Consider the following 26,190-nt stretch of genomic DNA (forward strand, 5'->3'; position numbering starts at 1 on the left):
AGGGCAGCGCGCAGAATAATCAGCGTTTTTGGTCTTGCTATTACGGAGGTGCTGAGTGAAACAACTAACGACCGTTTTTGCAAAGTGGTGTTCAATAATACCATTTTTGCTTTTCTCCCCTTTGCTTCTTGCACAAGAAGTTAGTGAAGAAGCCTCTTCGCTTAATTTGAGACGCGGTGCTACCGACATCAGTGGGCAGGTCTATGATCTGCATATGTTGATGTTCTTCATTTGTGTAGGTATCGCGGTTGTAGTTTTTGGCGTGATGTTCGCCTCAATGTATCTGCATAGAAAGTCTCGTGGCGCCAAGCCCGCTAACTTTCATGAGAACGTGAAGGTTGAAATAGCGTGGACCGTTGTACCTTTTCTTATTCTCATCTTTATGGCTGTGCCTGCGGCAAACACGCTTATTGCGATGGAGGACACGTCTGAGCCTGACATGACTGTGCTAGTAACAGGCTCACAGTGGAAGTGGCACTACAAGTACATGGACAGCGACGTAGAATTTTACTCACTGCTTGCTACTCAGCGTGAGCAAATAGAGAACAAATTTCAAAAAACCGACAATTATCTGCTTGAAGTTGACCGTCCGTTAGTTATTCCAACTGGGAAAAAAGTACGTTTTCTTATTACCTCTGACGACGTTATCCATTCGTGGTGGGTCCCGGATTTTGCTGTGAAAAAAGATGCCAACCCGGGCTTTATTAACGAGTCTTGGGCCAAAGTGAATGAGCCTGGTATTTATCGCGGACAGTGCGCAGAGCTTTGTGGAAAAGACCACGGCTATATGCCGGTTGTGGTGATTGCTAAAGAGCCAGCTGAATTTGATAAATGGATGGGTGAACAAGAAGAAATTGTTCGCAAAGCAAAAGAAGAAGAGCAGCGTCTACTTTCTATGAATATGTCTATGGATGAATTGATGAAAGAAGGCGAGCGCGTTTACAACGCTACGTGTGCAGCGTGCCACATGCCAAATGGTGAGGGTTTACCAGGTGTATTCCCAGCACTTAAAGGCAGCAAGATGGCGTTAGAGGATCAGCAAGGTCACATCGACATTGTACTTCATGGTAAGGCGGGTACAGCCATGCAAGCGTTTAGCAAAATGCTGAGCCTTAAAGAAATTGCTGCGGTAGTCACTTACGAGCGCAATGCGTGGGGCAATAACACGGGCGATATGGTGCAGGCCAAAGACGTCAATGCAGTGGCAAACGGAAACTAGGAGCAGACAAATGAGCAAAGCAACTGAAGTTATTTCGCCAGATACCTCTGCGCCTCACAGTGGTCAAGTAAATGGCGATCATCTACATGATGACCATGAACATCACGACCATATTCCTAAGGGAATAACGCGCTGGCTGTTTACCACTAACCACAAAGACATAGGCACACTGTATCTGTGGTTTGCCTTCATCATGTTTTTGGTTGGCGGCGCAATGGCCATGGTTATTCGCGCTGAATTGTTCCAACCTGGCTTGCAAATTGTTGAGCCAAACTTCTTTAACCAAATGACCACGGTGCATGGGCTTATCATGGTGTTTGGTGCTGTAATGCCTGCCTTTACAGGGCTCGCAAACTGGCTCATCCCCATGATGATCGGCGCCCCAGATATGGCATTGCCGCGCATGAATAACTGGAGCTTTTGGATTTTACCTGGCGCTTTTTTAATTCTGCTTAGCTCGCTATTTATGGAAGGTGGCGGCCCTGCCTTCGGTTGGACTTTTTATGCGCCGCTCTCAACAACCTACAGTGGCGATTCGACAGCATTGTTTGTGTTCTCTGTTCACATTATGGGTATCTCATCCATTATGGGTGCGATTAACGTGATAGTGACCATCTTTAATATGCGTGCGCCAGGCATGACTTGGATGAAAATGCCGCTATTTGTATGGACGTGGCTTATTACAGCGTTCTTGCTGATTGCGGTAATGCCAGTGCTTGCTGGCGCGGTGACCATGGTATTGACAGACAAGTTTTTCGGAACCAGCTTCTTTGATGCTGCAGGTGGTGGCGACCCGGTGATGTTCCAGCATATTTTCTGGTTCTTCGGGCATCCTGAAGTCTACATTATGATCTTGCCCGCTTTCGGCATTATTTCTCAAATTGTCCCTACCTTTTCTAGAAAACAACTGTTTGGCTATGCCTCTATGGTTTACGCCACGGCGTCTATCGCACTGCTTTCTTTTGTAGTTTGGGCTCACCATATGTTTACCACGGGCATGCCGGTGTACATGGAAATGTTCTTCATGTTTGCCACCATGCTTATCTCGGTACCAACTGGGGTAAAAGTGTTTAACTGGGTAGCGACCATGTGGCGTGGTTCACTAAGCTTTGAAATGCCAATGATGTTCGCTATTGCTTTTATCGTGCTGTTTACCATTGGTGGACTATCTGGACTAATGCTGGCGATAACACCTGTGGACTTCCAGTACCACGATACCTACTTTGTTGTGGCTCACTTTCACTATGTTCTGGTAACAGGGGCGGTCTTTTCAATTATGGCGGCCGTGTATTACTGGCTGCCTAAATGGACAGGCAAAATGTACGACACTACTTTGGCTAAATGGCATTTCTGGTGTTCTTTAGTATCGGTAAATGTCTTGTTCTTCCCTATGCACTTTGTGGGTTTGGCAGGTATGCCACGCCGTATTCCTGACTATGCATTACAGTTCGCTGATTTCAATAAATGGATAAGTTTGGGTGGTTTTGCATTCGGTTTATCTCAGCTTATCTTTCTTGCCCTGCTTATTAAGGCGTGCAAAAAGCAAGGTGAGCCGGTATCAGCGCAAGTTTGGGACGGCGCAGAAGGATTGGAATGGGAAATTCCATCCCCCGCTCCTTATCACACGTTTGAAACTCCGCCTGTCGTCAAGTAATGATAGGTGGGATTTGTGAATTGACCATTCTTGTAAAGCGCTAAACTGCAGCGGTAAGGATGGTATTCACATATTGCTGACGGTGGAGTAGATAAGCGGCTAAAAAAGCGTTTACCAAGCTTCACTTTTGGAGTTACCCGGAGGTTGCGTGATGTCACAGCAAAGTGCAAATAACAAAATGGTTATCAAGCTTGTTGCTATTGTCATAGGCATGTTTGGTTTTGGCTTCGCTTTGGTTCCCTTGTATGACGTATTCTGTGACGTAGCGGGAATTAATGGCAAAACCGAGAACACGGCAGCCGTTTACCAATCAGTTGAGATTGATGAATCGCGAGAAGTGACCGTAGAATTTATTACTCGCACAAATACCGGTATGCCGTGGGAGTTTCGCGCTGAAACCAAGCGTGTGAAAGTGCACCCCGGCGAGCTAAACACGGTATCGTTTTATGTGAGAAATCCTGCATCAAGCAATATCGTCGCTCAGGCCATTCCTTCTGTATCTCCCGGAACAGCAGCACTCTATCTGAATAAAACGGAATGCTTCTGCTTCAATCAGCAGCCACTTGATGCGGGGAGTGAGGCCTATATGCCTATGCAGTTCTACGTAGACCCGCAGCTTCCTGAAGATATAACCTTTTTTACCTTGCAGTACACACTCTATGACGTCACAGCGCGAGCCAGTGACCTAACGACAACACCGAATCCCTTTATGGCTTCGACACCATCAACTGGCGAATAAGCAGAAGGGATAAGGAGAAGAAAATGCAAACCGAAGTACAGAATCACGAATACCAAAAATACTATGTACCAGCGCAAAGCCCATGGCCCATTGTAGGGGCCGTCGCTCTATTTCTTATAGCTGTAGGTGCAGGCAACTATGTGGTGCAGGCGACCAAAGGCGAAACCGGCTATGGCGGTCATATCCTTTTAGCGGGAATAGCCGTATTGCTGATTATGCTAGTGGGCTGGTTTAAAAACCAAATTGATGAGTCTATGGCTGGGCTTTACAGCGACCAGCTAGGACGTTCATACCGCCAAGGCATGAGCTGGTTTATTTTCTCTGAAGTAATGTTTTTCGCCGCGTTTTTCGGTGCGCTTTACTACGCACGGTTTATCTCGGTTCCATGGCTTGGTGGCGCATCGAATAACGCTATGACCAATGAAGTCTTATGGCCGACTTTTGAGGCAATCTGGCCGCTGGTATCAACGCCAGGCGGCACAACCACACAAGAAATGAGTGCTGCGGGTTTACCCACAATCAACACTGTTATCTTGCTTATCTCATCAATCACACTGCACTTCGCTCATGTGGGTCTAGAGCAAAACAAACGCAAGCAGTTGACCCTTATGCTAGGCATTACCATTTTACTCGGGTGTGGGTTCCTGTTTTTACAGGTGGAAGAGTACATTCATGCCTATCGCGACTTGGGGCTTACGCTTCAGTCAGGCATTTATGGCAACACCTTCTTTATGCTTACAGGGTTTCACGGTATGCATGTGACCCTCGGTACCATCATTCTTATTGTATTGTTTTTTAGAGTGTTAAAGGGGCACTTCACACCAGAAAACCACTTCGCTTTTCAGGCGGGAAGCTGGTATTGGCACTTTGTAGATGTAGTGTGGGTCATGCTCTATCTCTTCGTTTACGTGCTTTAGAAACAACACCCCAAACTCAATAAGGCCTTGGGTTTGGGGTAATTAAACCGGTACCAATAGCAATAAGAATAATAATAACAATGACGGCAGAAGTGAGCACTCGTCGACCAATATATTTACTCATTGGCCCCTTAGATGTGTCGTTTTTTATCATGATGCGCATCGCCATGAACAGATTAACAATCATGTACAGTACCAACGCAACAAGGACTATTTTTATCAACATACTCACCTCAGTTTTTATTCTCATTTTGCAGGGTGCGAGATAATCATGCTTTTTCGCACTCGCCACGTTATTCCTTGGTTACTCACAGGCTTTAGTGTGGCGATTATGTGCGGGTTAGGTTACTGGCAACTTGATCGCATGGTTCAAAAGCAACAACGTTTAGCTAGCATAGCGCAAAAGCAAAGTAATGGAACCTTGAGTTTAGAAGAGGCGCTGAACCACACAGATCCGAGAGATATCACCGTTTCTTTCAGTGGTTCCTTAGATGCAAATCACGTATTGCTTTTAGATAACCAGATTTACAATCAACGGGTAGGGTTTGACGTGATAGCGCCGGTATATACCAATGCCGGTTGGCTTTTAGTGAACTTTGGCTGGGTGCCCGCACCAGATTTAACTCGCACCTTGCCAGATATAAGTTTTACGAGCGAAATTCGCGATTTTACCGGTGTCGTCAGTGTTCCGGGTAATAACCCTTTAGTTAAAGAAACCAACATGGCCTTGGCGCAAAGCCCTGCGCTTGTTCAGCACATCGAATTTCCCGAATTAAACGACGCCTTAGAGCGACATTTTTTACCTTTTGTTCTCCAGCTTACTACGCCTGACCCAGCGTTTATTCGCGAACATCAGGCCGTTGTAATGTCTCCCGAAAAGCACCTGGGTTATGCCGTTCAGTGGTTTGGTTTAGCCATTGCCGCTGCGGCTATAGGTGGTTTTGCAATTAATAAGAAAGGACGTAGTTATGAGTAATGCTGCTTCGAAAAAAACGTTAATTATCATGGTAGCTGTGTTTGTTTTGCCTGTCGTCATGGCGAAGCTTGCACTTGACAACGATTGGTTTACCAAAGGCGCTACTAATAAAGGTCAGCTGCTTGCGCCAACAATCGACATGAGTGCACTTTTGAAAGATGCAGAGCCTAAGTGGCGTTTACTTTACGTCATGCCGAATGAGTGCGATGCAGTGTGTGAAAACGCACTATTTAGCATTAACCAAGTATGGCTTGCTTTAGGTAAAGAGTCTGATCGCGCCCAAGCCGTGGTCGTAACAAGCGATTCAAGTGATCAAGTCGCGATAGCAGCCTTAGCGGACTACCCCTTTGTAGAAACCTTGCCGGTTACCACGCCAACCGCCCTCGCCTCTAGCAGTGTTTATATCGTCGATACTCAAAATAACGCCATGCTCTTTTACGAAATTAAAGACGATAGAAAAGACGCGGTGATGGAAAGCCGTAACATGCTGGCGGACATGAGAAAGCTATTAAAGCTATCACGCATAGGATAAACGCCATGAAAAAGTTAACCCTATTCAGTATATTTTTAGCTGCTGTTGTTATCATTTTAGGTGCCTATACCCGTTTGACCGATGCCGGATTAGGCTGCCCGGATTGGCCTGGGTGTTACGGAAACTTAACCGTCCCCTTAAGTGAAGAAAAGGTAGCACAGGCAAACGCCGCCTACCCTGAGCGTCCGGTAGAAGCATTTAAGGCGTGGAATGAGATGATTCACCGCTACTTTGCAGGAACGTTAGGGCTATGTGTACTGGCTATTGCCATTATTGCTGTTCGGCAGCGCGACAAAGGCACGCCCGTTAAATTACCACTGTTACTGCTGGGGCTTATTATCTTCCAGGCTGCACTTGGTATGTGGACAGTGACGCTCAACCTGCTTCCCGTTGTTGTAATGGGGCATTTGTTAGGAGGCTTCTCCGTAATATCCTGCCTATTTATTCTCTATCTTCGCTTGCGCAATACCGCAGGCGGTGCACCGAAAACTAAACAAGCGCCCATAGCGTCAGCTATGCATGTTCAGGGCATTGTCGACTTACCTAAAGCTAGAGCCTTTCAGCGAAACCTCAAATTTTTCGCCTTTATTGGACTCGGCGTACTTGTTACGCAGATTGCTCTGGGAGGGTGGACTTCGGCAAATTATGCGGCCTTAGCTTGTACGGAAATGCCGGTTTGTGAAAGCGGTTGGCAGGAACGAATTGATTTGGCAGGCGCATTCAGTGTGCCTGATGCAGACAACTATGAATTCGGTGCTCACGATTACGGCGAGCGAGTCACTATGCACATAGTGCATAGGTTCGGTGCGGTCATTACGTTTTTATACTTGCTAGCACTGGGTATCAGTGTGTTGGTAAGCCGCCATACCTCAAGTAAACAAAAATATGTGAGCGCGTTTATGTTGGTAGCCTTGTGTACGCAGGTGGCATTAGGGCTTAGCAACATTATCTTTATGCTGCCATTGGCTGTCGCTGTAATGCATAACGCAGTAGCAGCCGTGTTACTTCTTTCCCTACTCAACCTCATTTTTACCGTATTTCTGGCACTAGAAAACGATAACGTCTTTGGTACAGAAAAACGAAGAACAGACTCATTCTCAGGCTCGAAACCACTGCAGGGGGCAGGTGCATTTAGCATACATGAAGCGCCTTTGCAGGGCCCATTTAACGCGTCAACGTCTTCTCATATTCTCCCTAAAGCTCCAGGAGGTTTCCATGGCTAAATCGGTCTCTTTACATGCGCGTACTTCACGCAAGCACAATGTAGTCACGTGGCGAGATTACTATGAAATGACTAAGCCTAATGTCGTCATGTTGTTGCTGTTAACCGCGTTAGTGGGAATGTGCTTAGCTACGCCTACTTGGGTAAACGCAACTGTGCTCATCTGCGGCTTATTGGGTATTGGTATGTTGTCTGCGTCTGCTGCCGTTATTAATCACGTTGTCGACCATAAAATAGACAGCGTCATGGCACGTACGTTTAATCGGCCTGTCGCGAAAGGCAAAGTCAGTATAAACAACGCGCTGTGGTTTGCCGGTATCTTAGGTGTGGTAGGATTCGTGGTGTTGGCCTTATTTGTAAATATGTTAACCGCGTGGTTAACCCTAGCAAGTTTAGTGGGCTACGCGTTTATCTACACTATGTACTTAAAGCGAGCGACACCGCAAAATATCGTGATTGGCGGTTTGGCGGGTGCCGCGCCGCCACTTTTAGGCTGGACGGCAGTAACCGGTGAAATACATGCACATGCACTACTTTTGGTCCTGATTATCTTTACTTGGACCCCACCCCATTTTTGGGCCCTCGCCATTCATAGAGAAAAAGACTATGCCAAAGCGAAGGTGCCTATGCTGCCAGTAACCCATGGTGTGTCTTTTACGAAAACTTCAGTATTGTTATATACAGTGTTGCTAGGACTTGTGTGCCTGCTTCCCTACCTTACAGGTATGAGTGACCTCATTTATTTAATTGGCTCAAGCATGCTTAACATTGGATTTTTATATTATGCTTTAAAGCTAAAATTTGATGCACAGCCTCAAACAGCAATGAAAACTTTTAGGTTCTCTATTATTCATCTCATGGTATTGTTTGTAGTATTACTCTTAGATCACTACATTCCATTGAGTTTATGAACCAACGAACTATTGTCGGCCTTGTAGCATTTTTAGCGTTGTGTGCGGGCATTGTCGGGGCGCTTTATATCGCGCCTCCAAGTGTTGAAAGTCAGCCTGAATACTTTCAAACCTACCCTGAGCCAAGAGCATTATCACCTTTCACACTAACGTCACATGAAGGTGACGTATTCGATAATTCCTCGCTCAAAGGCCAATGGAGCTTAGTATTTGTGGGCTATACATTTTGCCCAGATATTTGCCCCACGACCATGGCCGAGTTAAACGAAATATACTCTGAACTAAAGGCATTAAATACTGTCGAACCAATTCGAGTTGTATTTGTATCCGTTGATCCGAATCGCGATTCAATAGAAAGACTTTCAGAGTATGTGAGCTATTTTAATGAGGAGTTCATCGCCGTTACCGGAGAGCACAAAGCGCTATTCCCGTTCGTACGTAATTTAGGGATGATGTATGCTATTGCTGAAAGTACCGATAACCCCAACTATTTAGTTGATCACAGTGCATCTGTTGTACTTGTCGACCCTGAAGCCAGGGTGATAGGAAGATTCAAACCAAAAAGAGAGCCAGGAAAGCTATCGATAAGTGATTCTCAGCAAATATTGGCAGATATGCCGATAATTACCTCGAAGCAGTAGTATGGAAATAGAAATTAGGCAAGGTGTGGCATCTGATGCCGCGCAAACTACGCCGCTCATATTGAACGCGGCGCAGTCATTATTAACGTCTATTTTTGGACATAATAAGAATAAAACAGCCGATGGCTACCTTGCTCATGCTTGGGAACTAGGCGGCGGTCAGTATGGCTTCAACAATCATTGGGTGGCATGCAGTGGTGATGAAGTGCTAGGTGTGGTAACTGCTTGGCATAGCAAACTGGGTGCCGCATTTGATAGAGCAACCCTAGACAGCATTACGTCATACTTTACGCTTGATGAAGCTATGACAGTACTCATGCGTAACCAAACAGTAGCGGTAAACCTTACGCCCCCCACCAATACTGAACTAATGATTGGACACCTTTCCGTTGAAGAAAGCGCCCGACGAACCGGGGTGGGCTCTATGCTGATGGATGCTATGCAGGTGCGAGCGGAAAAACTCAAGAAACGTAAGCTTGTGCTCGATGTTGAAGTATCGAACGTGTCGGCTATCCGTTTTTATCAACACCATGACTTCGTGGAAGAGTCTATTAATAAAGGCTTTATCCGCTTTGCTCGTCCAGTTTAGGTAAACGTTTCCTTATGTAAGCGCGAGTTCATTGACGCGAACTCGCGCGAGCCCCACATCAGGCTAATTCCAAGTCAAAATTTTTAATTTACTTAGTCAGGATAATTGCCATTTTCATCCGCCACAAAGAAGGGCGTTGAGTACCAATAATAGCGACCAGCTTGAGTATTGGATGGTGCTGTACAGTTCACCCGTGAGCGGCCTACCGGGAGCGTCTTATCTAAGGTGAACGAAAGCACCTTACCTTCAAGGTCTGTCTCGATGGTATCGCCCCCAAAAAAACAATTAACCTGAGTAAGACGCACATCGTCACTGTCTATAGTCAAGCTTATGGGTGAAGACAAGGTTCGTGTCGTCATGCGAGGGTTTTCATGTGAACTGTGCGTTACTGGCATAGCAAGGCTATTAAGCTTGGTCTTGAGCGTTGCCAAATTTGCGTAAGGACCTGCAGCTGGAAACCGTGGAAGGGCTTGCATGTCGCTAGATGGGCCTACAGCCCCAGAGTGCTGTCCAAATCCAACATAACCTTCAGTTTTGAGCTTATTAGTAAGCGCGGTGTTGTACTCGCCAAACGGGTACGCTAGATATTTAAGGCTTATATTTAGCTTGTCTTCTATCTTCTTTTCAGCACTTTCTACGTTTTCCCACACTTTTTCCAGCCATGCGCGCTCCCCCATCGCTTGCTCACCGTTTAGCATATGAAGGTGATCTAGCGTATGGTTGGCAAAAGTAACGCCGTTGTTGTGCATGGCAATTACTTGCTCCCAGGTTAGCTGCTTCGGGCCTACGCCAATTTCATCGGGATTGATAAACACTGTGTATGGAAAGCCAAGGTCAGCCAGAATAGGATGAGCATTGTGTAAGATATTCGCGTAACCATCGTCAAACGTGATAGCCACTGCTTTTTCGGGCAGTGTTTTATTGTGTTGTATTGCTTCAACAACGTCCTGTAGCGAAACAACTGTGTGGTGTTTGTCCAAGTATTCCATGTGCGATCTAAAGGCTTCAGGCGAAATACTGGTACTAGCCGGTGTTGAAGACGACACATGGTGGTAAAGCAAAATGGCTGCGTTAGGCGTGGCACTCGTACTAGAATCTGAAGCGAAGCTAGGCGAGGCCAGCAACATATTGAAGAGCCCCAACAACGTTAAAGAAAAGATCTTCAAACGCGAGCGAATCATCATTCTATTTTGAATTACATTGTTGGTTTTCATATCATCATCCACTGAGTGCCTGAACAAATTCAATAGCATGGTAAACTTCAAAATTACGCAAATTGGGCCAATTTTATATTTGGTCGCGCAGGTACGCTTTTACTTATGCTGTTGCCTAGGTTGATAGTATATAGCGAAATTAACCCCTACTGAGATCATTTATGCCCCGTACCCAAGTAACTCAGCGCTCTTTTTTTGACGACCATTCCCGTCTGTTGGCGTTAGCGCTTCCCATGATCTTAGCAAATATTACCACGCCCCTATTGGGCTTGGTTGATACCGCAGTTTTGGGGCATATGTCTTTACCTGCAATGCTTGCGGGAGCATCGGTAGGCGCACTAATTCTAACGCAAATATACTGGGTGTGCGGATTTCTTCGCATGTCTTCAACGGGCTTAAGTGCACAAGCTAAAGGTTCGCCGAATAACACGTTAGAGTCAGCAAAAGTGTTGTGGCAAACGGTGGCTGTTGCCTTGGTATTGGGGGCATCGGTACTTGCTCTTCAATCTCCCATTTTGTCTATAGGCTTAGCTCTAACTCAGCCAAACAGTGACGTCGCCCTTCACCTTCAACACTATTTTTCGACGCGGGTATGGGGTGCGCCAGCGGCTATGCTGAACTTGGCATTGGTTGGATGGCTTGTCGGGCAGCAAAAAACGCGCAGCGTCATGGCTATTCAAATAGTGGGAAATTTATTAAATGCGGCACTCGATGTGGCGTTTGTGTTCGGTCTTGGTTTGTCCGTGGCTGGTGTAGCGCTGGCCAGTGTTATCGCTGAATACACCATGGCTATAATGGCGTTAATGGTGGCATTTAAACACGTGGGCAGTGTAGCGGTAAGTGCGTCTTGGTTTAACCGTGCGGCCCGTAAGGTGCTAATGAAGTTAAACGGTGACATGTTACTACGGAATCTGGCACTGCAAGGCTGCCTAGCGTTCCTCACTATTCAAGGGGCCCGTTACGGTGAAACGTCGGCGGCCGTCAATGCTATACTCATGCAGTTTTTTGTTCTAATTGCATTGGGGCTTGATGGTATTGCGTATGGCGTGGAAGCGCTGGTCGGTGAAGCCAAAGGGGCGTCTGACAGCAGCGAAGTGAAACGACGCACCTGCCAAGGGTTAGTCTGGTCGAGTATTTTTGCCCTTATTTATAGCTTGATATTTTTCGCTGGCGGTGAGGCTATTATTACGTTGCTTACGGAGCATAGTGACATTGTAGATGCTGCGCTACCTTATCTTGGCCTAATGGTATTACTTCCTTTATTAGCGCATTGGTGTTTTTTGTACGACGGCGTGTTTGTTGGTCTCACTCGAGCCAGCGCCATGAGAAATACCATGATAATAAGTGCTTTAGGTGTATATTTCCCTGTTTGGTATCTCACGCAAGACCAAGGTAATGTTAGCCTGTGGTACGCCCTACTCGCCTTTTTACTTGCTCGAGGCGTGACACTGGCGTGGAGCTTTTATCGTTTAGATAAACGCGGTGAACTAGCTACATCGCAAAACTAGCGTTTTTAGAGCGTATCGCTGACCTTATTTTAGGAGGGCGTGCCTAGCACGCTACTTCTTTCAGCCTTCTTAGTGCATTATCCCGCTTTATTTTTGCTACTGAGTTTTTTGCGCGGCTCTTTTTTGCACAATGATAATAGTGTGTAGCTCAGGGTGCTGATCAAACTCAACGTGGCGAATAAATCCGCCCGCTTCCATCAATATTTCCAAGTATCTATGTAGCCCTAGCGAGGCGTAGTAGACTTCTGGGCCCATCACTTCGTTTGTATGTTGACCACTTTCATCCGTGCCACCGCAGCTAAAAAGTAACACGCCGTCATCGTCTAAGTGGTTCACTAGCTTCTTAAGCAAAGGCTCTTGCTGCGTTAGAGGAATATGCCAAAAGCTATCCCAAGCGCTTATAAACGAATAGTGCTTGGGCATAGTGAATGTACACACGTCGGCGCGATAGAAGGTATGAGCGGGTAATTGAGTTGTCGCAATGGCGAGCATTTCTTCGGATACATCAATACCTTCGTACGTTAACCCTGCGCTTTCGATAATGGGAACAAAGCGGTTTGTGCATCCACAACCTATGTCTAGCGCGTAACCTCTTTTTTTTGGTTTGACTTGATTGCTCTCGTCTCCTTTATTTAGTGCTTCTCTTTTGTTAGGCGCTTCTCTTTTGTTAGGCGCTTCGCTTGGCACTGTATCGGGCTCTTGTGATGGGATGTCCGGCAAAAATGACAGGGCTTTTTGATAGGCCGTCATGCCATTTTTCTGATTAAATTCAGGGCGAGTCCAAAGGTGAGTAATGGTGTCGTAGGCCTTGCCGGTTTCTTCAGGTGTCATATTCCCTCTGTTAGCCGAGCTTATACTGGTTCAAGATTAATTCATTTAGCAGCAATGTATAGTCAAAGTACAAGGAAGAGAAAAAGCGAAACCCGTTTGAGGCATGGAGCGGCCTGACACTAACGCCTTTGCGTTTTCGTTTGGCTAGGGCTTATATGTAGACTTAAATAGGCATACCCAAAGCGCTATTACTAAAAGCGCTTTGGGCCAAATAGACATCTAAAAGCGAATAGCCTGCAAAAAGGCGTAGGCACCTAAGCAGGCTAGCTTCAGCTATTTTTTTACGATATGCGTGGCACAGAGTTTGTTACCTGACGGGTCTCTCAGGTAAGCAAGGTATAATTGGCGTTCGCTATTTCCCCGAATGCCTGGTGGGTCTTCACACGGAACGCCCCCATTTTCGCTTCCTACCTTATGCCACTCATCTACAACCTCGGGTGTGCGTGCCGCAAGGCCAAGTGTAGTGCCATTGCCGTGTGTCGCTGCCTCGCCATTAATTGGCTTGGTTAGGGCTAAAATACCTTTGGGCGTGTAGTAAAACACGCGTCCATATTCATCAAAAACGCCGGGTTCGTAACCCAATACACCTAAAATAGCGTCATAAAATTTCTTCGACGCCTCAAGGTCGTTTGCGCCTAACATAACGTGGCTAAACATAGTTGTGTCCTCTGAAATAGTAGGGGTAACCCCCTTTTATCAAATTAGGTTACTCGTGCTCTGCCTTAGTGTATTTATTGCCCTAAAGCGAAGTCTACCGCGGCTTTAGCATGGATAGCGGTAGTGTCGTATAACCTAACCTTGGTATGTTGTTGTTGCACTAATAACGCAATTTCTGTGCAGCCTAAAATAATGCCTTCAGCACCCTCGGCCGCAAGCGCGTTTATTACTTCAATATACGCCTCACGAGAATCAACACAAATCACGCCCTTGCATAATTGTTCATAAATAATGTTATGGACTGTATCTCGTTGTTGCGCATTTGGAATAACAACTTCAATACCAAAAGCCTCTTCAAGACGGGATGTATAAAAGGTTTGCTCCATGGTGAAGCGGGTGCCTAGCAGCCCAACTTTCTTAACTGAATTTTTCTGCAGCACACGACCCGTGGCATCGGCAATGTGAATAAGAGGGATACTAATATTTTGCTCTATGTCAGCCGCGACTTTGTGCATGGTATTGGTACAAATTAATACGGCTTTTGCACCAGCAACTTCTAAATGCTTTGCCTCGCGGATAAGTATATCGGCGGTTTTATCCCATTCACCCTTATGTTGAAGCTGTTCTATGTGAGCGAAATCGACGCTGCTTATTATTAGCGGTGCACTGTGAAGGCCGCCAAGTCGTGTATTAACGTCACGGTTTATTGCTTGGTAATAACTTACCGTTGATTCCCAGCTCATGCCGCCGAGCAAGCCTAGCTTTTTAATAGTATTTTCCACAGTTCACCTTTTTTAGGTATTTAGTACTACCTTCAATCTACCGATAAAATGAAGTCGCGACTAGTGGCTGGAAGAAGGAAAACATTATGAACAGAAATATAACAGCGATATAACTAGCTAAGTGTAGGGAGAGACGTTGGCGCGTTGTGAATACTTTAACGCGGTAAAGTGGCTTAAATTAAATAGATAAGCTCAATTGTTAGAACTTAGGCGGCCGCTTCTTATTTTTGATGAACGAGAAACGCTGAATGAAAATGCCCCAGTAACCTAACATGGCAATAGCAAAGCCAAGAAATAGCACTAAAAGGCTTAGGTAACGCAGCGCAACATGAAGTTCGCTAAGGGTAAACAACATCAAGACGCCGACAACGAAAATAGATAAGCCTATTTTGAATCGTTGCCAGCTCTTGAGTGGATCTTGCGTCAGCATAAGGGCAGCATTGTAATGTGCACCTAAACAAGCACAGTATTGCGCTTAGTAGTAAGAGTGCTCACCAGCTTGGTGTTCAGTTGCATCACGCACGCCTTTAAGCTCGCCAGCAAACTGTTCAATCATTTGCTTCTCTATACCTTCTTTAAGCGTAACGTCTACCATTGAGCAGCCATTACAGCCACCGCCGAATTGAAGAATAGCGTAGCCATCATCAGTTAACTCGGTAAGTACAACATTACCCCCGTGGCTAGCAAGCTGTGGGTTGATTTCTGATTCGATCATATAGTTGATCCGCTCAACCAAAGGGGCATCGTCAGCCACTTTACGGGCTTTAGCATTTGGCGCTTTAAGCGTTAATTGAGACCCCATTTGATCGGTAACATAGTCAATCTCCGCTTCATCAAGGTACGGCGCACTTTCTTCGTCCACCACGGCATCAAAACCGTTAAACGGAAGGCGAGTATCCGTCTCTTCCACAGCATCTGGCGGACAATAGGACACGCCACACTCAGCTGACGAGGTGCCTGGGTTTACGACGAATACACGAATATTCGTGCCAGACTCTTGTTTACTCAACAGTTTTACGAAGTGAGCCTGGGCTTCTTCTGATATAGTTATCATCAGCAAGTCCTACATATTTTGAAAATTTAGATTATTGTATCAAATTTACCTGAGTAAAACAGTCAGGTATTAATTAAATAAATTATTCCAGTGAATCGAATTTGTTGAGAGCGACGTACACCGCTATTACTCTCAACCATAACAACAAGACGGGAAGCGCTATGTTAGCGAAACTAAAAAACTCCGCCAAAAAGAACCCATTATCACTCGCTTTATTGTTGGCGCTTGGCACTATCGCCCTTGGCGCGACAACCAGCCAGCAAGCCCTGGCACAGCCAGCCCTATCATCAGTGGTTACTATTACCCCTGATACCGGCGGGCAGCCAGTTACCGCATACTTACCTGATACAGTATCCTACAACCCAGCTATTCCTACGCCTGAGTCTGTACTTGGCGCCAACATTGGTGAGTGGCACGTACGTCACGACCAAGTCGTAAATTATATGCAGCTGCTTGCCGAGAAATCTGACCGCATTACCATCGAGGAAACTGGCCGTACCCACGAAAATCGCCCGCTTTTACTGATGACTATCACTGCGCCGTCAAATAGAAACAACATTGAAGCCATGAGGCAGCAGCACATTGATGCCATGGAAAGTGGCAAAAAAGTAGGTGGCGGCGCTCCTTTGATTTTTTACATGGGCTACAGTATTCACGGTAACGAGCCTTCCGGTACCAATGCTTCGCTAGCGCTGGCTTATTACTTAGCCGCCGCTGAAGGTGAAGAAATTGATGCCTTGTTGAACAACAATATTGTGCTGTTTGATCCATCTTTCAACCCCGATGGACTTTCTCGTTTTGCTCAGTGGGCGAATATGCACAAAGGTAAGCAGTTAGTTTCTGACAGCCGCCACCGTGAACATGACGAGGGGTGGCCGTCGGGCAGAACAAATCACTACTGGTTCGATTTAAATCGTGACTGGCTATTGCTGGCGCATCCTGAGTCGCAGGCGCGTATTAAACAGTTTCACAAATGGCGGCCACATATTCTGACCGATTTTCATGAAATGGGCACAGACAGTACCTATTTCTTTCAGCCCGGCGTACGCTCTCGCAAAAACCCTTTAACGCCAGACGAGAACGTCACCTTAACCGAAGCGCTTGCGAATTATCACGCGGCTGCATTTGATGAACAAGGCGAGCTGTATTTCACCGAAGAAGCATTCGACGATTTCTACGCTGGTAAAGGGTCTACCTACCCGGATTTACACGGTAGCGTGGGTATTCTGTTTGAACAGGCCAGTTCACGAGGACACCTTCAAGACTCTATAAACGGCAAGCTTGCTTTCAAAGACACCATCGCGAACCAAATTACCACGTCTCTCAGTACCTTTAGGGGCGCATTGGCAAATAAGGCTGCAATACTTGATTACCAATCGGGCTTTGTGAAGAGTACGCAGTCTTTAGCTAAGCAAGATGCACAGGCTGGATTCGTGGTAAGTGCATCGAATGATACCGCTCGTTTTAATGCGTTTATCGCATTACTTGAGCAGCATCACATTGAATATGAAGTGCTTACAAAGAACTTTGACGTAAACGAGGTTAGTTACGAAGCTGGAAAGGCGATATTTGTTCCTACAGGCCAACCCCAATACCGTCTAGTAAAGTCAATTTTTTCTACGCAAACATCATTTGAAAATAACACCTTTTATGATGTTTCAACGTGGAATCTAGCGTTGGCGTTTAACTTGGACTACGCGCCCTTAGACAAAGGCGATGTGCGAAGCCTTACGCTAAGTGACAGTACTTCTTTGGCACAAATAGCACTTAATGATATTCATGAAGACGCTTATGCCTATGCGTTTTCATGGCTGCATTACTATGCGCCTGCCATGCTTCAAACCTTGCTGGAAGCCGGTGTGAAAGTGCGCAGTAGTGAAAAAGCGTTTTCCGCTATTAAATACGATGGCAAAAATGTTGACCTTCAGCCTGGTAGTGTCGTGGTGCCTAAAGGTTTGGGACAGCCTGAAAACTTAGCGTCCATTTTGCGTGAAGCGCAACAGCAACTTCAGGTACCTGTGTTTAGCTTGCGTAGTGGGTTAACGCCGACAGGTAATGATTTAGGTAGCCGGAGTATGGCACCAGTTGGCTTACCGCAGGTATTAATTGTAGGGGGTGAAGGGACGAGTGAATACGAAGTGGGAGAAATGTGGCACTACTTCGATACAAAAGTCGGCTTGTCTGCAAGTATTGTAGATCAACAACACCTATTAGGTGCGCTTGATGACCCTAGCACCTCATACACTCACATTCTATTTCCAAGCGGTCGCTATCGCTTTACAGACAATGACAGAGCGAGAATTGAAGACTGGGTGAAAGCCGGTGGCGTGATTGTAGGCCAAAAATCTGCACTGCGTTACTTTACTAAACACAAGTGGCTAGATGCGGAGGTTGTCAGTAGAGAGACCATAGATAATGCTTTTGATGAAAGCGACTTAAGCTACGAAGATGGTTCCTCGCTCTATGCTAAAAAGCTTGTGGCAGGTGCTGTATTTGAAGCCGATATTGATAATACGCATCCGCTTTTTTATGGCTATAGCGATGAAACGCTACCTATGTTTAAAACGAACAATATGATCGTGGAAGCAAGTAGTTCGCCGTTCGTCACGCCAGCACGCTACACCGACGAGCCCCTTGTGGCAGGGTTTAGTGATAAAAGAATGCTTGCGCTAATGGCTGAATCAACTGCGGTGACGACTCAGAAGATGGGGCGTGGAGTTGTCATTGGTTTTACCGACAACACGCAGTTTAGAGGCTACTGGTACGGCACGAACAAAATGCTGGCCAATGCAATTTACCAGTCGCACTTTATCCGCTAAATCAGTTTATAAGGCGCGGTGAATGCCGCGCCATAAAAGCGCATCTTTTCGTATTCTTCTTCGAGCATCATCCCCTTTGAAATAAGCTGCTTTTGGGAGGCGGCGTGAATGCCGCCGCCCAAACTTGTATTTGAATTTTGGGGTAGCGCTGTTTAAGTCTTTTACTTAGTGTGTTCACTGTCACGCCTGTGGTGAGCACGTCATCTACAATCGCAACGGTGAAATCGCTGCCTTCTTTATCACATTGCGCTGCCGCTATTTCGTCATCGATACACTGTTTCGATAGACTAAATACACGGTTTGCGTTCTCTGCTCTGGCTAGCTTTGATAAGTGATGCTGCACACTAAAGCCTTTGCGGCTAGCCCACGCTTGATTAATGGGTATATCTAGTTCGCAGCTAAAGCTGTCACACAAAAGCGTAGCTTGGTTGTAGTGCCGCTTTGCAAGCCGCCATGCACTAATTGGAACCGGAAGCAGTACATCTGGCACTGATAGAGTGCACTGTCGCTTTTTATGGACAAACCAGTTACTTAATACTTTTCCTGCCGTCAGTGAATGCGTAAACTTTAACTGGTGAACCAGCGATGACATGGGCCATGTGTGAAGCCCCAGCACGGATAGTGCGTCATAATGGCTATGCTTGACGTGGCCTGCCACAGGGCTGTATTGAAGTAGGTTACTCCCATGTAATGAGGCTTCGAAAAAAAACATGTCATCTTCACACCAGTGACATACTGGCGTAGGACTTGCCTGATAACATAGCAAGCATGAAAGGTTCATAGTGTTGATTCCATCAACTTCCTTGAATTGTCGAACGTCGACCTATTTTCATCATTTCGTGTTTTCTCAAAAACACGTTTCTGCCTAAGGAGGTGTAAATGGAAATTTTGCATACAAATGGCGAGCTTGTCACCCGTACTCAGGGTACAGGCGTAGATGTAGTATTTCTTCATGGGTGGGGTATGAACAGCGGGGCGTTCACATCCTTTATTCCATATCTTAGTGATAATTTTCGCGTTACTACCATTGACCTTCCTGGGTTTGGCGAAAACGCGGGAATCGTGCCCTCACCTTACAATGCAGAATCACTTGCCCAAGCTGTTGTAGATAAACTGCCAGAGCAGTGTGTCTTGGTCGGGTGGTCATTAGGGGGATTAGTAGCCCAAAAGCTCGCATTATTAGCACCAGAAAAGCTCACAGGACTGGTTACCATTGCTTCAACGCCTCGTTTTATAGCCGGACCATGCTGGCCGGGCATTGCGGGTGACTTACTTACTATGTTTGAAACGCAGCTGGAGAAGAATTACCAAAAAACACTGGAACGATTTTTGGCAATTCAGGCTATGGGCAGTGAAACGGCTAAGCAAGATATTAAGTCAATTAGAGAGCAGGTTACACAGTTTCCAGAACCTGCAGAGGAAGCGCTTAAAAAAGGGCTACGAATACTCTCTACAGAGGACATGCGACAAGATGTAGGGCGAATAACTACGCCTACATTACGATTGTATGGCAGGTTAGACAGTTTGGTGCCTACAAGCGGTATAGACCGAATTTGCGAACTGCATCCGCAGGCGGATACGGTGGTGCTGCCACACGCTTCTCACGCCCCGTTCATTTCTCATCCTCAGCAAACCGCCGATATTCTATTTCGTTTTGCAGCAGGTATTTACCAACAGAAAGCGTCTTGAACTAACGCCTCAACAGGCTTCAAACCTATCTAAATTGGTGGTTTGAAGCTTTTTCTTTCGTTACAGCCAAATAAAAGTCGCCAGCTAACAATAAGTTAATGTCAGTGCCTGATACACGTCTTTCCATTTGTGTGAAATTGGTCAATAATTACACATGAGAGGTTAGAGGTAGTGTATGACAAGTGTTGATGGTTTAGGTGTAGGCTCTGCATTTGCAGCGGCTCAATATGGATTACAAAGTGCAAGCGATGGCGTATCGCAGGCAGCGGCAAATATTGCTCAGCGCACAGCTGAAGATGCTATTGCACCCGCTCAACCTACAGTGGCTAGCAGCGAAACAAATAACGCTTCTTCTAACTCAGCTTCTAGCACTACCCGTTTAACCGACGACTTAATTGCGCTTAATGTAAACGAGCGTAATGCCCAAGCTTCCGCCAAAGTTTTAGGGGTGGCCGACGAGATGCTTGGCACTATCATTGACGTATTGGCTTAAGTGGAGCTGGTACGGTGAATATAGTAACGCCAATCCTTAACGCCATTGCTTATCCCACGGCGAATGTAAATACAGAATCTGCCCGTAGAGATAACGTGCAGCGGGAAACTATTCCTCAAGCGTCAGATTCCCAGCAAGGTGCTTCTCAAAAAGGTTTAGGTTCTGAAACTGATAAGGCTAAAAGCCCGGGTCAGCCGCCAGCTCCTGTCACCTACGAACGTCCTCAAATACAAACCGAGCTTCAAGCCGCTTTCCAAAACGTGTTTGGGCAAGAAAAAGACAATGCGCAGGACGAGAGTGCTGGCAAGCAAGACGCGAAAGACAGGCAGCAACAGCAACAAGAGAAGCAAGAAGCTTCGGAAATTGAACAGCTAAAAGCCCGTGATCAGGAAGTAAGAGTTCACGAGCAGGCGCATGCAGCAACAGGTGGGCAGTACGCTGGTGCACCGCGATATGAATACACTACAGGCCCAGATAATAAGCGCTATGTTACCGATGGCGAAGTGTCTATCGATGTTTCGGAAGAAAAAACGCCAGAAGAAACGCTGCAAAAAATGGAACAGGTGCGCGCCGCAGCGCTCGCGCCAGCTGAGCCTTCCTCGCAAGACTTAAAAGTAGCCGCAGAGGCATCTCAAAAAGCGACAGAGGCGCGAAGTGAGATTGCTAAAGCGCAAGCTGGTAACCCACCAACAGCGGAATCTATTACAGAGCAGACTCCAACCGATAGTGTCGATACAGTCTCAGGTATTGAAACTATCACTGAGTCTGAAATTAAAACTGGCCCAAGTATAGGAGCTGCGGCAGACGAAGTGTTGGATGTAGCGTCTAACCCCGCAAAACCTGTATCTTCACAGGGTTTAGAAGCAAATGCGCCTGACGCCATGCAGACAAGAATAGGCCGTATTCAAAACGCTTATTTGCAGGCTTACACACCGTCTAGAGAAGGTATATCTCTTCAAGCATAATAGCGTCAAGTTAGCGCTGGCTGCTTCACATTACACCAACAATTTAGCTTACAGAATAAATCACGATCTAGCCCAAAAAACTGCGAGCTAAATCGCAAGAACGGCACTTTTATTTATGCAAAAGTTTCTTCACATCAGCAAGCGTTAATAATCCAATATTGCCTTCGTAAACGGATATTTAGGTGAGCCACCAGTGATATCTGATAGCACCGAGTTCATGGTATCTACGTCGCTATCAAATCCACCGTGGGATGTAGCTGCCGTCGCATCACCTTCTTTTCCTTCGCTGTATTTAAACGTTACGTTAGACAGCGGCTGATTAAACACGGCCATACCTAATAATGGCATCTCAGGTTTAGGCTCAAATGCATTTGATACTAAATAAAGCAGCGATTTTTGGTAAATACGCGCCACGTGATCATCTTTTTCTAACGCTTCAGATAAGTTATAAATCGTAGTCGACTGGATATGTTCTCCCTCTATAAACTCCGAAAGCTTTTCGTCGAATAGAGAATAGCTAATGGCTGGGGCCATTAAATGCAGGCTTTTTACTTTTAAATTTTCATCAACTTTGAATAACCTTGATAGACTGTGTGCATGAAAAATAGAGCCTGCCGAATGACCCACAACGTGCAGCTGTATCCTTGGGTTGTTTTTCAAATAGTCGGCTAACTTTGTTAAAAAGTAGGTGCCATCGGACGTGGTGCGGGTAAAAGGCGTGCAAGCGTCTGATTTCATTTCACGCCACAGTGCGCCGCCCACTTTACGTGTCGCCCATTCTAAAATGCGGTCAGTGTAGTCGGTAAAAGCCCCAACTTTGGTGCTAATTTCTTCATTCTTAAAGCCTAAAATATCTTTTAGCTCTTCAAGCATGCCTGTGTCATACATGAAGTGAATGGGGTACACATCATTTTTAAGAAAGGTGTCTTTCATGGCGGCAATGCGTCTAGCCGAGGCTTTAATGCTATTCAAGCCTCCGTGCGCGTACAGCATTACATGTTCATGATTACTGTCGAAAAGCTTTTCAATAATGGCATCGACGTGGTTTTTATTGCTCCAATATTTACTTCTTGTATCAAAGTGCCCGTCATCAAAATGAACGAAGTGATCTTGAATACTTACTCGTGGCGTAGAGCGAGAGAACAGCCCTTGTGCGATAGATCGCGTAGCTTGATGGTAGGTACCCGTACCTGAAATGGGAAGAGCAAGTTGTACCACCCAGGCATCCATAACATTCAACGCCCAGTCATCGTATCGCCAAAGCGCTAGCCCTGATTTTTTCCAATCCGTACCCCACGAGTTCTGAATCCAAAAGCCTTCATCATTGTAGCCAACAATGGCGAACGCATGACCTCCCATGGGTTCAGGTCTTAAGTTTATCGCGTCGCCCGCGGCGTCTTTCCAGCCTTCATGAATTCTCGCAGAAACAAAGATTACACCCACTTCATTAAGTGCAGCATGAAAATCGCTAATTTCCCGTTCAAGCCGGTAGTATGCGCCGAGCCTATGATTACTGGCGTTATCAGCTATGGCGAGGGTCATTTCAAATTCGTTGCTGTGATTGATATTTTGCGTCAGTGAGTCGCTGCAAACTCCGCTGTTATACCAGCCTTTAATAGCGCCGCGGCAGCTAGAGCCATCATAAGCTTCACCCAACCATTCATCGTGACGCTTTGCCATGGCATAAAGCATCCATGGGCTCACGGTATGTTTTCGGCCTTGCTGGCGATAGATAAAATTTATGGTGGCGGCCAAGGCAAAGCCTGTACAAGCGCCGTCTTTGCCTTGATCTAAGATACCCAAGTTACCCGGCGGGTCGATAAAAGGTTTAAGCGGCGTAAGGTTGGGTTGGTAGTAGCGATCCCGAAGGTCGGGGTAGTCTGCGCTGACATTCAGCATACTTTTTGAAACAGGTAAGTTCATAGCATCATCCTCTGATGAGGGCAGTTGATCTTTGCTGTACAGCTAAATGAAACGTGCGTACATCAAAGGTCGGTAGCCGTTAACTCATTATGGTCGTCCGAAAGTACTGCCTAGAAAAAGGCTGAGGTCAAATGAGCTACATTACCTTCGTTAAACGTTAAGGCACTAAAAGCATGTCAACGGCCCTGCTAAACGCTACCAATATACGAAATTCGGTTTCGGGGTGACCCACACCTTTTTATTGCTTCGGTATTCTCTATTTTGGTGCTCTTGGCTAAAGAGTATTTAGGCATATAGAATTTCTATGCACTACAAACTAATGTGCCACAAAATAATGTAGAAAAAAACGACAGGCTAAATGAAAGGTGATAAAAAAGGGCCTGTCAATGACAGGCCCACTATAAGCAACATTAAATTGTTGTGAATCGCTACGATCTACTTTTTCGCTTTAGCAAACGCGTCAGCAAAGGCATTACCCATGGCGCTGTTTTGAGGCTGGCTGTTGCGATTGCCGCCACCCTTGTTTGAGCGCGGATTTGCTTTGCTGTTGGCACGCCCAGCCCCTTGGTTATTCGCACCTCTACCTGAAGCCCCCTTGCCTGAAACGCCCTTACCTGAAGAGCTATCGCCAGCGGTATTATTACTCTGACTCGGTTTATCGTCTAAGCGCATGGTAAAGGAAATACGCTTGCGCGGTACGTCGACTTCAAGCACTTTTACTTTAACGATATCGCCGGCTTTAACTACCTCGCGAGGGTCTGAAATAAACTTGTTGGTCAATGCTGAAATATGTACCAGTCCATCCTGATGCACGCCCACGTCAACAAATGCGCCAAAGTTAGCTACATTGCTCACTACGCCTTCTAGAATCATGCCCGGCTTAAGGTCGTTAATAGTTTCAACGCCTTCTTTAAATGCCGCTGTTTTAAATTCAGGACGAGGGTCACGACCTGGCTTGTCTAGCTCTTTAAGGATGTCTTTAACAGTAGGTAAACCGAATGCATCGCTGGTAAAGGTATCTGGCGACAGGCTTTTTAGAAGCTCGGTATTGCCGATGATGTCGTTAACCGCAACAGCAGTCGTATCAACAATCTTATCCACCACTGGGTAGGCTTCGGGGTGAACCGCAGAGGCATCAAGTGGGTTGGTGCCGTTCACAATACGCAAGAAACCCGCCGCTTGCTCAAAAGCTTTAGGCCCTAAACGTTCTACTTTTAACAGTGCTTTACGGTCTGGGAAAGCACCATTGGAGTCTCTGAAATTCACAATGTTGTGCGCTAAAGTTTTGTTTAAGCCTGATACATAGCTCAATAGCGCAGGCGATGCCGTGTTTAGGTCAACGCCTACCGCATTTACACAATCCTCAATCACACGGTCAAGAGACTTACCCAGCTGGCTTTGACTTACGTCGTGCTGGTATTGGCCTACACCAATGGCTTTAGGCTCAATTTTAACGAGTTCTGCGAGAGGGTCTTGCAGGCGGCGTGCGATAGACACGGCACCGCGAATTGAAACATCCAGTTCAGGCAGTTCTTTCGAGGCAAGCTCAGACGCTGAATACACAGAAGCGCCAGCTTCACTTACCATAATTTTCTGTGCTGTAAGTTCGCTATTGTTCTTAAGCATTTCTCCGACAAGTTTGTCGGTTTCACGAGAACCTGTACCGTTACCAATGCTGATTAAGTCTACTTTGTATTGTTTACACAGGGTTGTTAGCGTGCGAATAGACTTATCCCACTGGTTTTGCGGAGCGTGGGGGAATATGGTATTCGTCGCTACCACCTTACCTGTACTGTCTACTACCGCTACCTTAACGCCAGTTCTTAAACCTGGATCTAGACCCATAGTGGTTTTTGCACCTGCAGGTGCAGCCATTAATAGGTCGTTTAAGTTTTTAGCAAATACTTCAATGGCTTCTTCTTCAGCACGTTCTCGAAGGGCGCTGAATAGCTCAGTTTCCATGTGTAAACCAATTTTGATTTTCCACGTCCACTGCACTACCTGAGCTAAGAAATCATCAGCGCCACGACCGCGGTGCATGATATCGTAGTGGCTTGCGATAATGTGCTCGCAATGAGATGGTCCCTTTTCTTCTGATTGTGGGTCGGCATCTAGCTGAATATGAAGCATGCCTTCATTGCGACCTCGGAACATGGCCAATGCGCGGTGCGATGGAACTTTTTTGTATTTTTCGCTGTGTTCAAAATAGTCTTTATACTTGGCCGCCTCTTGCTCTTTACCTGGTACAACCGTACTTTTTACGTGAGCATTTTCAGTAAGGTAATGGCGCACTTTCGCTAGCAAAGCAGCATCTTCAGCAAACCTTTCCATAAGGATATAGCGAGCACCTTCTAGCGCGGCTTTAGTATCAGCAACGCCGTTGTCTGCATTTACAAACTCTTGCGCTTTGCTTTCAGCGTCTGTGTCAGGGTTGCTAAACAATGCATCGGCTAGCGGCGCTAAACCTGCTTCGATAGCAATTTGTCCTTTAGTACGCCTGCGAGGCTTATACGGTAAGTACAAGTCTTCAAGGGTTGTTTTGCTGTCAGCACCGGCAATGCTGCTTTTGAGTTCGTCAGTGAGTTTGCCCTGCTCTTCGATAGATTTAAGAATAACGTCGCGGCGTTCTTCTAGCTCACGTAAGTAGGTCAAGCGCTGCTCTAGATTACGCAGCTGCGTATCATCAAGGCCTTGGGTTACTTCTTTGCGGTATCGGGCAATGAAAGGAACGGTTGCCCCTTCATCGAGAAGTTTTACTGCGGCAGTTACTTGCGAGGGTTGAACGCTAAGCTCTTCTGCAATTTTATTGGTAATCATAAGTCGCTCTAAGATACTAAAAGTTCGCGTTAGGCAAT

At 46.2% G+C, this 26,190-nt stretch carries 25 protein-coding genes; 15 read left to right on the forward strand and 10 right to left on the reverse strand.

Annotated elements, in window-relative coordinates; all coding sequences use genetic code 11:
- Positions 1 to 55 precede the first annotated feature (55 nt).
- The 4 genes from coxB (at position 56) to ACXACS_RS02115 (ending at position 4,529) form a co-directional block, all read left to right on the forward strand.
- The gene (gene coxB, locus ACXACS_RS02100) at positions 56 to 1,219 is read left to right on the forward strand and encodes a cytochrome c oxidase subunit II (RefSeq protein WP_474803483.1); all 1,164 of its coding nucleotides are present in this window, start codon (positions 56 to 58) and stop codon (positions 1,217 to 1,219) included.
- A 10-nt stretch (positions 1,220 to 1,229) separates the two neighbouring features.
- On the forward strand, positions 1,230 to 2,873 hold the full coding sequence (gene ctaD, locus ACXACS_RS02105) for a cytochrome c oxidase subunit I (protein WP_474803485.1): 1,644 nt from the start codon (positions 1,230 to 1,232) through the stop codon (positions 2,871 to 2,873).
- A 151-nt stretch (positions 2,874 to 3,024) separates the two neighbouring features.
- Entirely contained in the window at positions 3,025 to 3,612 is a 588-nt protein-coding gene (locus ACXACS_RS02110; protein WP_179985293.1) for a cytochrome c oxidase assembly protein, read from the forward strand.
- 23 nt (positions 3,613 to 3,635) lie between these two features.
- Positions 3,636 to 4,529, forward strand: a complete 894-nt coding sequence (locus ACXACS_RS02115) for a cytochrome c oxidase subunit 3 (protein WP_474803488.1) — start codon at positions 3,636 to 3,638, stop codon at positions 4,527 to 4,529.
- A gap of 16 nt (positions 4,530 to 4,545) precedes the next feature.
- Here the strand turns inward: ACXACS_RS02115 and ACXACS_RS02120 are convergent, their stop codons facing one another.
- The gene (locus ACXACS_RS02120; RefSeq protein WP_474809186.1) at positions 4,546 to 4,755 is read right to left on the reverse strand and encodes a DUF2909 domain-containing protein; all 210 of its coding nucleotides are present in this window, start codon (positions 4,753 to 4,755) and stop codon (positions 4,546 to 4,548) included.
- Between the two features lie 45 nt (positions 4,756 to 4,800).
- On the opposite strand from ACXACS_RS02120, the gene ACXACS_RS02125 reads away from it, so the two are divergent.
- Genes ACXACS_RS02125 through ACXACS_RS02150 form a run of 6 tightly spaced genes read left to right on the forward strand, consistent with a single transcriptional unit; the run spans position 4,801 to position 9,400 of the window.
- Entirely contained in the window at positions 4,801 to 5,505 is a 705-nt protein-coding gene (locus ACXACS_RS02125; RefSeq protein WP_474803491.1) for an SURF1 family protein, read from the forward strand.
- Positions 5,498 to 6,037 carry a hypothetical protein gene (locus ACXACS_RS02130; protein ID WP_179985043.1) on the forward strand — a complete coding sequence of 180 codons (540 nt, stop codon included), beginning with the start codon at positions 5,498 to 5,500 and terminating at the stop codon, positions 6,035 to 6,037. The genes ACXACS_RS02125 and ACXACS_RS02130 overlap by 8 nt, the downstream gene beginning before the upstream one ends.
- A gap of 5 nt (positions 6,038 to 6,042) precedes the next feature.
- Complete coding sequence (locus tag ACXACS_RS02135) at positions 6,043 to 7,260, forward strand: COX15/CtaA family protein (protein ID WP_474803494.1); 1,218 nt, start codon at positions 6,043 to 6,045, stop codon at positions 7,258 to 7,260.
- Positions 7,253 to 8,170: a heme o synthase gene (gene cyoE / locus ACXACS_RS02140; protein ID WP_474803497.1), complete on the forward strand. Its 918-nt coding sequence runs from the start codon at positions 7,253 to 7,255 to the stop codon at positions 8,168 to 8,170. The genes ACXACS_RS02135 and cyoE overlap by 8 nt, the downstream gene beginning before the upstream one ends.
- On the forward strand, positions 8,167 to 8,811 hold the full coding sequence (locus ACXACS_RS02145) for an SCO family protein (RefSeq protein WP_474803500.1): 645 nt from the start codon (positions 8,167 to 8,169) through the stop codon (positions 8,809 to 8,811). Before cyoE ends, ACXACS_RS02145 begins: the two co-directional genes overlap by 4 nt.
- Position 8,812: 1 nt before the next feature.
- A complete protein-coding gene (locus ACXACS_RS02150; protein ID WP_474803502.1) occupies positions 8,813 to 9,400 on the forward strand; it encodes a GNAT family N-acetyltransferase in 588 nt (195 codons plus the stop codon).
- Positions 9,401 to 9,492: 92 nt separating this feature from the next.
- On the opposite strand, the gene ACXACS_RS02155 is transcribed toward ACXACS_RS02150, so the two are convergent.
- On the reverse strand, positions 9,493 to 10,653 hold the full coding sequence (locus ACXACS_RS02155; protein WP_474803504.1) for a polysaccharide deacetylase family protein: 1,161 nt from the start codon (positions 10,651 to 10,653) through the stop codon (positions 9,493 to 9,495).
- 122 nt (positions 10,654 to 10,775) lie between these two features.
- Here ACXACS_RS02155 and ACXACS_RS02160 point away from each other — a divergent pair, with 122 nt between their 5' ends.
- The gene (locus tag ACXACS_RS02160) at positions 10,776 to 12,122 is read left to right on the forward strand and encodes an MATE family efflux transporter (RefSeq protein ID WP_474803506.1); all 1,347 of its coding nucleotides are present in this window, start codon (positions 10,776 to 10,778) and stop codon (positions 12,120 to 12,122) included.
- A gap of 96 nt (positions 12,123 to 12,218) precedes the next feature.
- Here the strand turns inward: ACXACS_RS02160 and ACXACS_RS02165 are convergent, their stop codons facing one another.
- The 5 genes from ACXACS_RS02165 to nfuA form a co-directional block, all read right to left on the reverse strand.
- Complete coding sequence (locus ACXACS_RS02165; protein ID WP_474803508.1) at positions 12,219 to 12,953, reverse strand: class I SAM-dependent DNA methyltransferase; 735 nt, start codon at positions 12,951 to 12,953, stop codon at positions 12,219 to 12,221.
- Positions 12,954 to 13,226: 273 nt separating this feature from the next.
- Entirely contained in the window at positions 13,227 to 13,610 is a 384-nt protein-coding gene (locus ACXACS_RS02170; protein WP_474803510.1) for a VOC family protein, read from the reverse strand.
- A 74-nt stretch (positions 13,611 to 13,684) separates the two neighbouring features.
- A complete protein-coding gene (locus ACXACS_RS02175) occupies positions 13,685 to 14,380 on the reverse strand; it encodes an aspartate/glutamate racemase family protein (RefSeq protein ID WP_474809188.1) in 696 nt (231 codons plus the stop codon).
- A 211-nt stretch (positions 14,381 to 14,591) separates the two neighbouring features.
- Positions 14,592 to 14,822 (reverse strand): hypothetical protein, encoded by a 231-nt coding sequence (locus tag ACXACS_RS02180; protein WP_474803512.1) that lies wholly within the window; start codon positions 14,820 to 14,822, stop codon positions 14,592 to 14,594.
- 45 nt (positions 14,823 to 14,867) lie between these two features.
- Positions 14,868 to 15,446, reverse strand: coding sequence for a Fe-S biogenesis protein NfuA (nfuA, locus tag ACXACS_RS02185; protein ID WP_474803514.1), 579 nt, complete (start codon positions 15,444 to 15,446; stop codon positions 14,868 to 14,870).
- A gap of 161 nt (positions 15,447 to 15,607) precedes the next feature.
- Here nfuA and ACXACS_RS02190 point away from each other — a divergent pair, with 161 nt between their 5' ends.
- Entirely contained in the window at positions 15,608 to 18,265 is a 2,658-nt protein-coding gene (locus ACXACS_RS02190; RefSeq protein WP_474803516.1) for a M14 family zinc carboxypeptidase, read from the forward strand.
- 67 nt (positions 18,266 to 18,332) lie between these two features.
- On the opposite strand, the gene ACXACS_RS02195 is transcribed toward ACXACS_RS02190, so the two are convergent.
- On the reverse strand, positions 18,333 to 19,046 hold the full coding sequence (locus ACXACS_RS02195; RefSeq protein WP_474803518.1) for a ComF family protein: 714 nt from the start codon (positions 19,044 to 19,046) through the stop codon (positions 18,333 to 18,335).
- Between the two features lie 98 nt (positions 19,047 to 19,144).
- Here ACXACS_RS02195 and bioH point away from each other — a divergent pair, with 98 nt between their 5' ends.
- The 3 genes from bioH to ACXACS_RS02210 all read left to right on the forward strand — a co-directional run bounded on the left by bioH (position 19,145) and on the right by ACXACS_RS02210 (position 21,412).
- Positions 19,145 to 19,954, forward strand: coding sequence for a pimeloyl-ACP methyl ester esterase BioH (bioH, locus tag ACXACS_RS02200; RefSeq protein ID WP_474803520.1), 810 nt, complete (start codon positions 19,145 to 19,147; stop codon positions 19,952 to 19,954).
- 175 nt (positions 19,955 to 20,129) lie between these two features.
- Positions 20,130 to 20,447: a hypothetical protein gene (locus ACXACS_RS02205; RefSeq protein ID WP_474803522.1), complete on the forward strand. Its 318-nt coding sequence runs from the start codon at positions 20,130 to 20,132 to the stop codon at positions 20,445 to 20,447.
- Between the two features lie 14 nt (positions 20,448 to 20,461).
- A complete protein-coding gene (locus ACXACS_RS02210; protein WP_474803525.1) occupies positions 20,462 to 21,412 on the forward strand; it encodes a putative metalloprotease CJM1_0395 family protein in 951 nt (316 codons plus the stop codon).
- A 144-nt stretch (positions 21,413 to 21,556) separates the two neighbouring features.
- On the opposite strand, the gene ACXACS_RS02215 is transcribed toward ACXACS_RS02210, so the two are convergent.
- Both ACXACS_RS02215 and ACXACS_RS02220 read right to left on the reverse strand, forming a co-directional pair.
- Entirely contained in the window at positions 21,557 to 23,335 is a 1,779-nt protein-coding gene (locus ACXACS_RS02215; protein ID WP_474803528.1) for a C1 family peptidase, read from the reverse strand.
- Positions 23,336 to 23,770: 435 nt separating this feature from the next.
- A complete protein-coding gene (locus ACXACS_RS02220) occupies positions 23,771 to 26,152 on the reverse strand; it encodes a Tex family protein (RefSeq protein WP_474803531.1) in 2,382 nt (793 codons plus the stop codon).
- Positions 26,153 to 26,190 lie beyond the last annotated feature (38 nt).

The sequence above is a fragment of the Alteromonas sp. AWM4_230 genome, assembly GCF_056158305.1.